We start from the raw sequence: 12,043 nt of genomic DNA on the forward strand, positions 1-12,043 counted from the left end.
CGCAGGGCGGGGAGCTGCCCAACATCCCGATCGTCGAACGGGCGCTGTCCGCGGCCGAGGTCTCCCATGCCCTGGACGATCTCACCGCCGGTGGCATTGCTGGACGAATCGTCTTGACTGCTTGACAATAGGGCTGCGAGGGGGAAGTCACGCCGCGAGGGCGAGCCACCGAGGAAGTCGAGCAGAGCTGGCGCCGCTCGGTCTCCCACCACGTCGAGCCCGTGGCCGGACCCCACATTCCGCGAAGATTCTTGTGATTCGGTACAGCCCGGGTAACTCGGCGTCGGCGGATGCCCGTCTCTGCGTGATCGTGGTCCGCATATAGTCGCAACCATGCGTGAACAGGCACCCCAGCGGTTCGGTACACCTCTCACACCGGGCGCGATCCGCGTGATGCTCCTGGGTTCGGGAGAGCTGGGCAAGGAAGTGATCATCGCCCTCCAACGGCTGGGCGTCGAGGTGATCGCCGTCGACCGGTACGACAATGCGCCCGGTCACCAGGTGGCGCACCGCGCCCACACGATCGACATGAGTGATCCCGACGAGCTTCTCCGGGTCATCGAAATGGAGAAGCCGGACTTCGTGGTCCCCGAGATCGAGGCCATCGCCACCGACGCCCTCGCCGTCGTCGAAAAGAACGGCAGTGCGACGGTCATCCCGACCGCGCGTGCCACCCAGCTGACCATGAACCGTGAAGGCATCCGCCGACTGGCAGCGGAAGAGCTGGGACTGCCCACCTCGCCGTACGAGTTCGCGGAATCGCTCGACGACGTGCGGGCGGCGACCGAACGCATCGGATTTCCGTGCGTGATCAAGCCCGTGATGTCGTCGTCCGGGAAAGGGCAGTCGACCGTGCACGAAGGTGCGGACGTCGAGAAGGCCTGGGACTACGCGCTCGCAGGGGGACGGGTCAATTACGGACGCGTCATCGTCGAAGGGTTCGTCGACTTCGACTACGAGATCACCCAGCTCACCGTCCGGGCCATCGGCACCGACGGCAACATGGGCACCTTCTTCTGCGAGCCCATCGGTCACCTGCAGGAGTCGGGTGACTACGTGGAGTCGTGGCACCCGCAGGCGATGAGCGCGACGGCACTCGCCCGCGCTCGGGAGGTGGCCGAGAAGGTCACCTCCGCGCTCGGTGGGCGCGGGATCTTCGGTGTCGAACTCTTCGTCAAGGGCGACGACGTGTACTTCTCGGAGGTGAGCCCGCGTCCCCACGACACCGGCCTGGTAACCCTTCGCACACAGCGTCTCTCGGAGTTCGAGCTGCATGCCCGCGCAATTCTCGGGCTCCCGGTCGACACCACGCTCGTCACACCCGGCGCCTCGGCTGTGATCTACGGCGGTGTCGATGCAGCCGGCATCGGGTTCGAGGGCGTGGCCGACGCGTTGGCGATACCCGAAACGGATCTCCGGTTGTTCGGCAAGCCCGAGAGCTACCTGCGACGGCGCATGGGCGTGGCGGTCTCGACCGGCCCGGATGTGGAGACCGCGCGCGCCCGCGCCCGCGAGGCGGCTGCCAAGGTCCGTCCGGTCCGGTGAGTCCCGGCGCAGAGGTTCTCGTCGGCCTGGCCGTTCTTGTCGGGCTCGTCGGCATCGTCATCCCCATACTTCCGGGCACGATTCTGATCTTCGCGGCAATTCTGGTGTGGGCTGTCATGACCGGCACGACCACGGCATGGGTGGTGTTCGCGGTCGCCACCCTCTTCCTGGTGGTGAGCGGCGTGGTCAAGTACACCTGGCCGGGCCGTCGGATGCGGGATGCCGGTGTGCCCAACATGTCGCTGATCGTCGGCGGACTGGTCGGCATCGTCGGGTTCTTCGTCGTCCCCGTGGTCGGATTGTTCCTCGGATTCGTCGCGGGAACGTATGTGGCCGAGATCTACCGACTCCACGCCCACGACCGCGCCTGGGCATCCACCTGGCATGCGTGCAAAGCCGTCGGACTGTCGATGCTGATCGAACTACTGGGAGCGCTGCTCGCGTCCGGACTGTGGCTGGCGGCGGTGGTGGCCACCTAGGGATATCGGGCGTCGGGGGCCACCTAGGGATATCGGGCGTCGGGGGTATCCAGCGGTGGTCCCCGGCTGCGAGTATGGAATGCGGACGGAGACCTTCCCCACCAGCGGAGGAACGGCCGTGAACAAGAAGACCACCATTCTCGGGCTACTCGCCGCCATCCTGCTCATGCTGAACGGATGCGGGGGCGACTCGTCGGCACCTTCCGCGACGAGTGTTACCACCGCCTCGGGTGCGACTGCCGGTGCGCCGGCAGGCAACGTGATGGAGCAGATTCCCTCCCCATTCACGCCGGCACCACAGATCGAACCCACCTACATCGGGGATGTGGACGACTCGGATGCCTATGTTGCCGTGGCGATGTCGGGCAACGAGGCGGTTGCGTTCGTGTGCGACGGCGACGACAGATGGATGTGGCTGACCGGGCACAGGGAGGGTGATCAGCTGACGATGTCCGGGCCGGGCGACGCGACCCTCACCGCCTCGATGGCCGGCGGCGCGATGACAGGACAGGTGACGGGCGCGGGCCTGTCCGACGCCGAATTCGACGCCGCTCCCGCCGGGCAGGATGAAGGTCTCTACCGTGCGACAACCGATCACGAAGGCGCCACCTACACCCTCGGCTGGATCATGAGGGCCGACGGCGTCCGCGGAATGGAACGACGAGCCGACGGGACGTCCATCAATGCAATAGCCGTCGACCGCGGCGACGACGACAAGATCGACATGGATGACCGGCAACGTCGGCGGCTGCAGGACCGCCGCGAGGACGACTCGGTCGCCTGCGCAGAGATGAAGGCATACAACGACTGGCTGGCATCACAGCCGCAGACACCGGCCGTTACCGAGATGATGTCGATGAACACCACCAGAATGGGTGGGTGCTAACAGGGACTGCCCGGGGTGTCGCACCGATACCAGGCGCGGGCATTCTCGCCCATCACCTTGTCGAAATCGTCGCCCACGGCCTCGCGCACAATATCGATGTCGCTGTCCTGGAAGACCCTCCGGGCGCGGCTGCCCGGCAGATCGGTTCCGAACATCAGTGCCTCGGGATTGACCGAATGGATCTTGCGCAATACTTCACAGACATCCTGGATGGTGGTGCGCCCGAACCCGGTGGCCTTCACCCGGGCACCCCGGTCGACGAGGTCGAGCAGGTACGGCAAACCGCGCGTCGACATCCCGAGGTGGTCGATACTCACCGCCGGCAGCTTGGCGAACACCGGCTCGAGCGACAGCAGCAGCGTGGCATCGACATAGAACTCCGCGTGCCAGCCCGCCAGGTCGTAGGCCCGCAGTGCCTGTTTGGTGAGGAGTTTCAGATCCGTCGCACTGCGCCGGAGGTTGAACCGGACGGCACGCACCCCGGCCCGGTCGAGTCGCAGGATGTCCTCGTCGGTGGCGTTCGGTTCGAGCTGGGTGACGCCCACCCAGCCGGCTCCGAGTTCCTCGAGCGCCGTGATCAGGTATTCCTGGTTCGTTCCCTGATACGAGGCAGTGACGACGGCGCCGCCGTCCACCCCGAAGCCCGCCGTCCGCGCGCGGTAGTCGGCGATGGTGAACGGCTCGGGCAGGTACCCGTGATTCTCGAACACCGGAAACCGGGGATCGATGATATGCACATGGGCGTCAAACACGCTTCCATCTTGCCTTGTGCCGCTGAAACCGAACCCGTCGGAGCCTGCTGGGTCGTGGTCACGGCCCCCCGCGCCCGGCCCAATGTGACAGCCGTCTCGTTGAAGTGAACGGATGTGACATTGGGCGACGCGCGGGGTCCGACTGTCAGGCCTTGTCGGGTTCGCTGGCTTTGAGCATGTCTTCGCGTTCGACGACCTTGATGCGTTCGCGGCCTTCGGGTTCGCCGAGGCTGCGTTCGTGGGCGTCGAGGCGGTACCAGCCCTGCCAGGTGGTGTAGGGGACCTGTTTGTCTTCGAGGAACTCGATGATCGCGTTCTCGTCGGGGCGGGCGGGTTCGGCGAAGGTGGGCCGGTCCTCGAGGAGGTTCGCGACGGTTTCGTTGGCGTCGCCCTTGGTGTGGCCGATCAGGCCGACGGGGCCGCGTTTGATCCAGCCGGTGACGTAGGTGGCGGGCATGTAACGGGCCGCCCCCTCGGCGGTGTCGTCGGCGATGACGCGTCCGGCTTCGTTGGGGACGGTGCCGGCTTGTTCGTCGAAGGGGAGCCTGGCGATGTTTTGTGAGAGGTAGCCGACGGCCCGGTAGACGGCTTGGACGTCCCAGTCGTTGAAGGTGCCGGTGCCCTTGACGTTGCCGGTGCCGTCGAGTTGGGTGCGTTCGGTGCGCAGGCCCACGACCTTGCCGTTCTCGCCGAGGACTTCGGTGGGGGATTCGAAGAAGTGCAGGAACAGTTTGTGGGGGCGGTTGCCGGTGTCGCGGATGGCCCAGTCCTGCAGGGTGTTGGCGACCATGTCGATTTGTTTGGAGTTGCGGCGGGCTTGTTCGGAGCCTTCGTCGTAGTCGATGTCTTCGGGGGCGACGATGACTTCGATGGTGGGGGAGTGGTCGAGTTCGCGTAGTTCGAGGGGGGTGAATTTGGCTTGGGCGGGGCCGCGGCGGCCGAAGACGTGGACTTCGGTGGCCTTGTTGGTTTTGAGGCCTTCGTAGACGTTGGCGGGGATTTCGGTGGGGAGGAGTTCGTCGCCGGTTTTGGCGAGGACGCGGGCGATGTCGAGGGCGACGTTGCCGACGCCGAGGACGGCGACTTTCTCGGCGTCGAGGGGCCAGGTGCGGGGGACGTCGGGGTGGCCGTCGTACCAGGAGACGAAGTCGGCGGCGCCGTAGCTGCCGTCGAGGTCGATGCCGGGGATGTTCAGGGTGCGGTCGGCGTTGGCGCCGGTGGAGAAGATCACCGCGTCGTAGAAGGTGTGGAGGTCGTCGAGGGTGATGTCGGTGCCGTAGTCGATGTTGCCGAGTAACCGCACGGAGGGTTTGTCGAGGACTTTGTGGAGGGCGGTGATGATGCCTTTGATGCGGGGGTGGTCGGGGGCGACGCCGTATCGGATGAGTCCGAAGGGGGCGGGCATCCGCTCGAACAGATCGATGCTGACTCCACAGCCGGTCTGGGCTACGTCGGATTTCATGAGGGCGTCGGCGGCGTAGATACCGGCCGGGCCGGCACCGACGATCGCCACCCGAAGCGGGCGGGCCTGCGTGGATTCCGAACGTGTCTGATCAGTCATCTGGAGCGAACTACCTTCTGATGGGCGGACAACGAGACTTCAGCTTAAATTAGGCCCCAACCTGAGCCGGTGGCCGAGGTCGCATGTGCTCCGCGCGGAAACCGGCCGCCACCGATGGCGGGCCGCATTCCATTGTCGGTGTGTGTCGCTGTCGAGGGTAGTCGTCTCCTCGTTGAGGGGTCACAATCTGGATTTGTATCTCCTGCTCGATACACTCGAAGGCGCTGTCAGACCGAAGGGAAGCCCATGTCCGACCCGAGTGACTCGTACCCCGACCGTGTGGGAGGGGCGCCCGAACCGGAGGATCCTCGTCGCACGACGGCGACGCCCTTCCTCATCGCCCTCACCATCATCGTCGTTCTGCTCATCGGGATCGTGGTCGCCGGGATGATCTCGCCGGCCGAGGAGAACGTCACCGAGGCGGACCGCATCGAACGAACGGTTGCCGACTTCATCGAAGCGCACAACCGTGACGACGCGGACCTGCAGGCCTCCCTCGTGTGCCCGTCGTACTCCGAAGAACGATCGGTTCTCGCAGGCAGAGAAGGCGAGATCACGCTGCAGAAAGTAGAATCTTCCGAGGTCAACGGCGACCGGGCCCGGGCCGAGGTCCGGATCGGTGCCGACGACCCGGAGGGCGAGACCACCGGCACGTGGCAGCTGACCCGCGATGGCGACAGGTGGGTTGTGTGCAACTGATCAGACGCCCCGGAACGCGTCCGGTAGAGGGCTGTGAAAAGCTGACATGGTGAGTTACGCAGGCGACATAACACCCGAGCATGCCTGGAAGCTGCTGCGGGAGAATCCCCAGGCCGTGCTGGTCGACGTGAGAACGGACGCCGAGTGGAAGTATGTCGGGGTTCCCGACACGGCTTCGCTCGGTCGGCCGACGGTCTTCGTCGAATGGGTGAGCGCTGCGGGTGCTCGTAACGACAACTTCGTGGTCCAGTTGAAGGAAGCCGGGATAGAGGGCGGCGACAACGCCCCGGTGATATTCCTGTGCCGTTCCGGGCAGCGGTCCATCGGTGCGGCGGACGCCGCGACAGCGGCGGGCATCGGCCCGTCGTACAACGTGCTCGACGGGTTCGAAGGCGGATTGGACGCCGACGGTCACCGTGGGGCGGTCGGTTGGCGGGCAGTCGGCCTGCCGTGGAGGCAGTCGTGAGTGCAATTCCCCGTGGCGGCTCGTTCGAGAAGGCGCTGCCGGACGGTATCGGGCAGGGCACGATCAGCGTGCGCGGCGGCACCATGCGATCCGGGTTCGAGGAGACCTCCGAGGCGATTTTCCTGAATTCCGGTTTTGTGTTCGAGAGCGCGGGCGCGGCGGAGGCGTCGTTCACCGGCGACCTCGATCACTTCGTCTACTCCCGGTACGGCAACCCCACCGTGAAGATGTTCGAGGAGCGGTTGCGCCTCATCGAGGGCGCCGAGGCATGCTTCGGCACCGCGAGCGGGATGTCCGCCGTGTTCACCTCGCTGGGTGCGTTGCTGAAGGCGGGCGATCGCCTGGTCGCGGCCCGGAGTCTGTTCGGCTCGTGCTTCGTGGTGTGCAACGAGATCCTTCCCCGTTGGGGCGTGGAAACCGTGTTCGTCGACGGTGAGGACCTCGACCAGTGGGAGCAGGCGCTGTCCGAACCCACCACGGCCGTATTCTTCGAGACCCCGTCCAATCCGATGCAGACCCTCGTCGACGTGCCGCGGGTGTCCGAACTCGCACACGCGGCAGGCGCGAAAGTGGTGCTGGACAACGTGTTCGCGACGCCGCTGCTGCAGCACAGTCTGCAGTTGGGTGCCGACATCGTCGTCTACTCCGGAACCAAGCACATCGACGGACAGGGCCGAGTTCTCGGCGGGGCCATTCTCGGACCCAAGGATTACATCGACGGCCCCGTGCAGAACCTGATGCGCCACACCGGTCCGGCGCTCAGCCCGTTCAATGCCTGGACGCTGCTCAAGGGACTCGAGACGATGCCCGTCCGCGTGCGGCATTCCGTCCAGACCTCACTGCAGGTCGCCCAGTTCCTCGAAGCTCATCCCGCGGTCGACTGGGTCAAGTACCCCTATCTCGAGTCGCACCCGCAGCACGAGCTGGCCAAGAAGCAGATGAGTGGCGGCGGCACGGTGGTGACGTTCGCACTGAACGCCGCCGAGGGTGAAGCGAAGAAGCGTGCGTTCGAACTGCTCGACGGTCTGCGGCTGGTGAACATCTCGAACAACCTCGGTGATGCCAAGTCGTTGATCACGCACCCCGCCACCACCACCCACCGTGCGATGGGTCCGGAAGGTCGTGCAGCGGTAGGGATCACCGACGGCGTCGTCCGACTGTCCGTGGGACTCGAGGACGCCGAGGATCTCCTCGCCGACCTCGAGCAGGCTCTGGGCTGAACGAGGCCCGGTCCGGCACCGCGCCGAACGAACGGGAAGGGGTGACCGTGCACTCCAGCATGCCTCGGCGGTGGATCGGGGCCGCACTCGCCGTCGTCGCATTTCTCGCCGTCTCGTGCGGTGTCTCCGGGACCTCGGAGACCGGGAAGTCGCGACCGGCCGCGATCGTCTCGCTCAGCCCGTCCATCACCGAAATGCTGTTCGCGGTGGGTGCAGGCGACCAGGTGGTGGCCGTCGACGACCGCTCCAACTTCCCGGCGCAGGCGCCGGTCACCGAGTTGTCCGGGTACACGCCCAATGTCGAGGCCATTCTCGGTTACGAACCCGACCTGGTGATCATCTCGGAGGACGCCGGTGATCTGGTGGCCGGGCTGAAAAACGTGGGTGTGCCCACCCTGGTGCTCCCTGCCGCGACCACCCTCGACGACACGTACGACCAGATCGAGCAGATCGGCGCCACCACTTGGCACACCGACGAGGCCACGGAACTGGTCGACTCGATGCAGCGTGACGTGGAGAACATCCTTGCGGGGCTGCCCGATCGCGATGCGCCGCTCACCTACTATCACGAACTCGACGACACCTTCTACAGCGTCACCGACGACACGTTCATCGGCCACGTCTACTCGATGCTCGGTGTGACGTCCATCGCCACCGGCGCCGATGCTTACCCGCAACTGTCTCCGGAATTCATCCTCGACTCCAACCCCGACCTGATCTTCCTGGCGGACGGGCAGTGCTGCGGCGTCACCCCCGAGACCGTCGCATCCCGGGCCGGCTGGGGTGAACTGACCGCGGTCCGGGCCGGACGCGTCCACGTTCTGGACGAGAACATCGCGAGCCGCTGGGGCCCACGGGTGGTGGACCTGGTGCGTGAACTCGGTGCGCTCGTCGCCGCCGTGCCCGCTCCGACGTCATGACGTACCCGGCGCGCTCGGTGAGCGGCGTCCGAGTTCTCCGGCACCGAGTGCTCATGCTCGTAGGTGCGGCGCTGGTCCTGTGCGCGGCGCTGCTCGTGGGTGTGTTCATCGGTCCCGCCGGGCTGACCGTGCGCGGTGTGATCCTCGAACTGCTCGACGCGGTGCCGCTGGTGGACCTCGATTCGGGGATGACCACCCGGCAGGAGGCGATTCTGTGGAACATCCGTGTGCCGCGGGTGGTGCTCGGCGCACTGGTCGGTGCGACCCTCGCGATCGCCGGCGCCGCCTACCAGGGTGTTTTCCGTAATCCGCTCGCCGATCCGTACCTGCTGGGTGTGTCCAGCGGTGCCGGGCTGGGGGCCACTCTCGCGATCACGGCAGGCGGAGTGCTGGGCACCTTCGGGATCCCCGTCGCCGCGTTCGCCGGCGGACTCCTTGCCGTGGCGGCCACCTACGCTCTCGGCCGTACCGTGGGCGGAGTGCGCTCGGAAGTGGTGATCATCCTCGCCGGTGTCGCCGTCGCCGCGTTCACCAATGCGGCCCAGACCTTCGTGCAGCAGCGTCACGACGATTCGTTGCGGCAGGTCTATGCCTGGTTACTCGGCCGCCTCAGCACCGACGGATGGTCCGACGTGCTGATGGTGTTGCCGTACGTGGTGGTGTCCGCGGCCGTCATCGTGTTGCACCGGAGGATGCTGGACGTGATGGCAGTCGGCGACGTCGAAGCCGCGAGCCTGGGTGTGCGTCCGGCGCGGGTGCGGCTGGTGCTGGTGTGTGTCGCCACCCTCGGGACGGCTGCCGTGGTCAGCGCGAGCGGACTCATCGGATTCGTCGGCATCGTCGTCCCGCATGCGGTGCGGTTGCTGGTCGGGCCGGGCCATCGCCTCCTGCTGCCGCTGTCGCTCATGGTGGGTGCCGCCTTCCTGGTGCTGGCCGATGTGCTGGCCCGCACGGTGATGTCGCCTGCGGAGCTACCCATCGGGGTGGTGACCGCCGCGATCGGTGCCCCGTTCTTCCTGTTCGTTCTGCGCCGGAGCCGAGGTGCGCTGTGACTGCCGTGGTGTGTCGCCGAGTGTCCGTCGAGCGCGGCGGAACACGCGTGGTCTCGGACGTCGATCTCCTCGTGCAGCAAGGGGAGTGGCTGTCACTCGTCGGCCCCAACGGTGCCGGTAAGACGACGCTGCTGCATGCGCTGGCCGGGCTCGTGTCCGCCACCGGCAAGATCACCGTCGCCGGTGCGGAACCGTCGCGCTCGGGTCGCCGCGCGATGGCCCGGGCGGTGGCACTGATGCCGCAGCGCCCGGTGGTGCCGGACGGGGTGACCGTCGTCGAGCTGATCCGGCTCGGGCGGACGCCCCACATTCCGCATTTCTCCGCGGAATCCGGGCACGATCGCGCGGTGGTCGACGCAGTGCTGGAGCGGCTCGACCTGTCGCGGCTCGCATCGCGCCAGGCCACCGAGCTGTCCGGGGGCGAGCTTCAACGGGTGGTGCTGGCACGCGCGCTGGTGCAGGAACCACAGGTTCTGCTACTGGACGAACCGACCAGCGCGCTCGACATCGGCCACCAGCAGCAGGTATTGGACCTCGTCGAATCGATGCGTGCCGAGAACGGTCTGACGGTGGTCGCCGCGATGCACGACCTGACCTCCGCGGCCCAGTACGGCGGCCGCCTGGTCATGCTCGAGGACGGCCGGGTGGTAGCTGACGGAACGCCCGTGGAGGTTCTCACGGCCGAGCGGATCGGCGAAGTGTACGGGGCGCGAGTGGAGATCCTCGACCGGCCGGGCGGTCTCGCCGTCCTGCCGCTGAGGCATGCACCGAAGGAGCGGTAAATGGAATTGTTGCTGTTGGGCACCGGCGCGGCAGACGGCTGGCCGAACCCGTTCTGTACGTGCGCATCGTGCACAGATGCCTTGCAACGCGGTGAGATTCGTGGTCAGACCGCGGGTCTGATCGACGATGTCCTGATGCTGGACTGTGGACCCGAGGCGCCGTACGCGGCACTGCGGCGCGGCCGCACTCTCGCCGGTGTGCGCCATATTCTGCTCACGCATGCGCACGCCGACCATCTCGGCGCCCAGGCCCTGTTGTTCCGTTCCTGGGTGTCGGCAGGTTTCCCGCTCGACGTGGTGGGACCGGTCGACGCCCTCGATGCGTGCCGGGAATGGGTGGGTTCGGACGATCCGGTGCGGTTCGTCCCTGTTGCGGCGGGAGATCGCGTGAGGGTGGGGGAGTATCGGGTGCAGGTCCTGCCGGCCCGGCACAAGGTATATCGCGACGGAGATTCGGTGCTGTACGCCGTGACCGGTCCGAACGGGCAGCGCCTGCTCTGGGCCTGCGACACCGGGCCGTTGCCGGAACCCTGGTTCCAGGCGGTGCGGGACGCCGATTTCGATGCCGTCCTCATCGAGGAGACGTTCGGGGACCGGACCGGCCTCGGATCCAGCCATCTCGGACTCGCGTCGTTCGCGGAAACCGTTGCCACACTTCGTCATGTCGGAGCTGTCACCGACCGAACGGAGGTGGTGGCGGTGCATCTCGGACATCACAACCCGCCGATCGCGGAACTCGAACGCAGACTGGCGGCGTGCGGCGCCCGGGCGGCGGAGGATGGAGAAGTAATTCGGCTCGGAGAAAAGGCGCCGGGGCATCGCACTCTGGTGCTCGGTGGTGTCCGGTCCGGCAAGTCGAAGCACGCGGAAGATCTCCTGGCGACCCACCGTGCCGTCACCTATGTGGCGACCGGAGGCAGCCGGGACGGCGACGCCGAGTGGTCCGAACGGGTTGCCCTGCACAGAGATCGGCGCGCCGGCTCCTGGTCGACAGTCGAGACGTCGGATGTCGCGGAGGTCCTCCGTTCGGCCACCGAACCGCTGCTCGTGGAATGTCTCGGTACCTGGTTGACGGCGCGAATGGATGTTCGGGGCGTCTGGGACGGGGGCGAAATCAAGGCCGTCGAGAAAGACATCGAAGACCTGCTCGACGCGTGGCGGGAGTGCACGGTGCCCGTTGTCGCGGTGACCAACGAGGTGGGTAGCGGGGTGGTGCCGGAATACGCCTCGGGCCGGTTGTTCCGGGATCTGCTGGGCAAGCTCAACGCCCGGATCGCGGCGGAGTCGGAGGCAGTGACTCTCGTGGTGGCCGGTATCGCGATGTCGCTTCGCTGAACGGGAACGTTGTCCCGTCTGCAGGCAAGGTCAGTTCGTAGTCTCGTTCGCGATCGAAAGGAGCCGAGACTGCCGCAGACTATGTCACGACGGGTGCCTACACCCACGAACCGGAACTTCGAGTGACAGACCAGGAACCCGAGCTATCCGTTATCAGCAGTGTGTCGGAGCCCGCCACCCACTCCAGAGTCGCGGTCGCTTCTGCGACAGTGCGGTACACCTCATTACCGGATGCATCCCGAATGACTACCGCTGGGTCTGGGTCGCCTTGGACCAGCTGCGCAGAATAGCTTCCCGACGAAGAGCTCACCGCTGACGACAGTGGCTGGTCGGTCGGTGCGGGTAC

Annotated in this window: 12 protein-coding genes; 10 read left to right on the plus strand and 2 right to left on the minus strand. The window is 66.4% G+C overall.

The features are described from left to right. Nucleotides 1–333: 333 nt before the first annotated feature. The 3 genes from purT to WAW17_RS09320 all read left to right on the plus strand — a co-directional run bounded on the left by purT (nucleotide 334) and on the right by WAW17_RS09320 (nucleotide 2,910). Nucleotides 334–1,545: a formate-dependent phosphoribosylglycinamide formyltransferase gene (gene purT, locus WAW17_RS09310; protein ID WP_422332694.1), complete on the plus strand. Its 1,212-nt coding sequence runs from the start codon at nucleotides 334–336 to the stop codon at nucleotides 1,543–1,545. Beyond that, nucleotides 1,542–2,024 carry a DUF456 domain-containing protein gene (locus tag WAW17_RS09315; RefSeq protein ID WP_422332695.1) on the plus strand — a complete coding sequence of 161 codons (483 nt, stop codon included), beginning with the start codon at nucleotides 1,542–1,544 and terminating at the stop codon, nucleotides 2,022–2,024. The genes purT and WAW17_RS09315 overlap by 4 nt, the downstream gene beginning before the upstream one ends. A 118-nt stretch (nucleotides 2,025–2,142) precedes the next feature. Beyond that, complete coding sequence (locus tag WAW17_RS09320) at nucleotides 2,143–2,910, plus strand: hypothetical protein (protein ID WP_422332696.1); 768 nt, start codon at nucleotides 2,143–2,145, stop codon at nucleotides 2,908–2,910. On the opposite strand, the gene WAW17_RS09325 is transcribed toward WAW17_RS09320, so the two are convergent. Both WAW17_RS09325 and WAW17_RS09330 read right to left on the minus strand, forming a co-directional pair. Next, nucleotides 2,907–3,662, minus strand: a complete 756-nt coding sequence (locus WAW17_RS09325; protein WP_422332697.1) for an amidohydrolase family protein — start codon at nucleotides 3,660–3,662, stop codon at nucleotides 2,907–2,909. The genes WAW17_RS09320 and WAW17_RS09325 overlap by 4 nt on opposite strands. Nucleotides 3,663–3,807: 145 nt before the next feature. Then, nucleotides 3,808–5,223, minus strand: coding sequence for an FAD-dependent oxidoreductase (locus WAW17_RS09330; protein WP_422332698.1), 1,416 nt, complete (start codon nucleotides 5,221–5,223; stop codon nucleotides 3,808–3,810). 246 nt (nucleotides 5,224–5,469) lie between these two features. On the opposite strand from WAW17_RS09330, the gene WAW17_RS09335 reads away from it, so the two are divergent. Genes WAW17_RS09335 through WAW17_RS09365 form a run of 7 tightly spaced genes read left to right on the plus strand, consistent with a single transcriptional unit; the run spans nucleotide 5,470 to nucleotide 11,697 of the window. Beyond that, nucleotides 5,470–5,922: a hypothetical protein gene (locus WAW17_RS09335; RefSeq protein ID WP_422332699.1), complete on the plus strand. Its 453-nt coding sequence runs from the start codon at nucleotides 5,470–5,472 to the stop codon at nucleotides 5,920–5,922. A 49-nt stretch (nucleotides 5,923–5,971) separates the two neighbouring features. Beyond that, nucleotides 5,972–6,388 carry a rhodanese-like domain-containing protein gene (locus WAW17_RS09340; protein WP_422332700.1) on the plus strand — a complete coding sequence of 139 codons (417 nt, stop codon included), beginning with the start codon at nucleotides 5,972–5,974 and terminating at the stop codon, nucleotides 6,386–6,388. After that, nucleotides 6,385–7,608 carry an O-succinylhomoserine sulfhydrylase gene (locus WAW17_RS09345; protein ID WP_422332701.1) on the plus strand — a complete coding sequence of 408 codons (1,224 nt, stop codon included), beginning with the start codon at nucleotides 6,385–6,387 and terminating at the stop codon, nucleotides 7,606–7,608. The genes WAW17_RS09340 and WAW17_RS09345 overlap by 4 nt, the downstream gene beginning before the upstream one ends. A 59-nt stretch (nucleotides 7,609–7,667) precedes the next feature. Continuing rightward, nucleotides 7,668–8,528: an ABC transporter substrate-binding protein gene (locus WAW17_RS09350; RefSeq protein ID WP_422332705.1), complete on the plus strand. Its 861-nt coding sequence runs from the start codon at nucleotides 7,668–7,670 to the stop codon at nucleotides 8,526–8,528. Between the two features lie 53 nt (nucleotides 8,529–8,581). Beyond that, entirely contained in the window at nucleotides 8,582–9,580 is a 999-nt protein-coding gene (locus WAW17_RS09355; RefSeq protein ID WP_422332702.1) for a FecCD family ABC transporter permease, read from the plus strand. Continuing rightward, nucleotides 9,577–10,362 carry an ABC transporter ATP-binding protein gene (locus tag WAW17_RS09360; RefSeq protein WP_422332703.1) on the plus strand — a complete coding sequence of 262 codons (786 nt, stop codon included), beginning with the start codon at nucleotides 9,577–9,579 and terminating at the stop codon, nucleotides 10,360–10,362. The genes WAW17_RS09355 and WAW17_RS09360 overlap by 4 nt, the downstream gene beginning before the upstream one ends. Beyond that, complete coding sequence (locus WAW17_RS09365) at nucleotides 10,363–11,697, plus strand: bifunctional adenosylcobinamide kinase/adenosylcobinamide-phosphate guanylyltransferase (protein ID WP_422332704.1); 1,335 nt, start codon at nucleotides 10,363–10,365, stop codon at nucleotides 11,695–11,697. It begins immediately after the preceding gene. Nucleotides 11,698–12,043 lie beyond the last annotated feature (346 nt).

Origin of the sequence: Rhodococcus sp. (in: high G+C Gram-positive bacteria) (assembly GCF_049286785.1) — a bacterium.
GTDB lineage: Bacteria > Actinomycetota > Actinomycetes > Mycobacteriales > Mycobacteriaceae > Rhodococcus_F.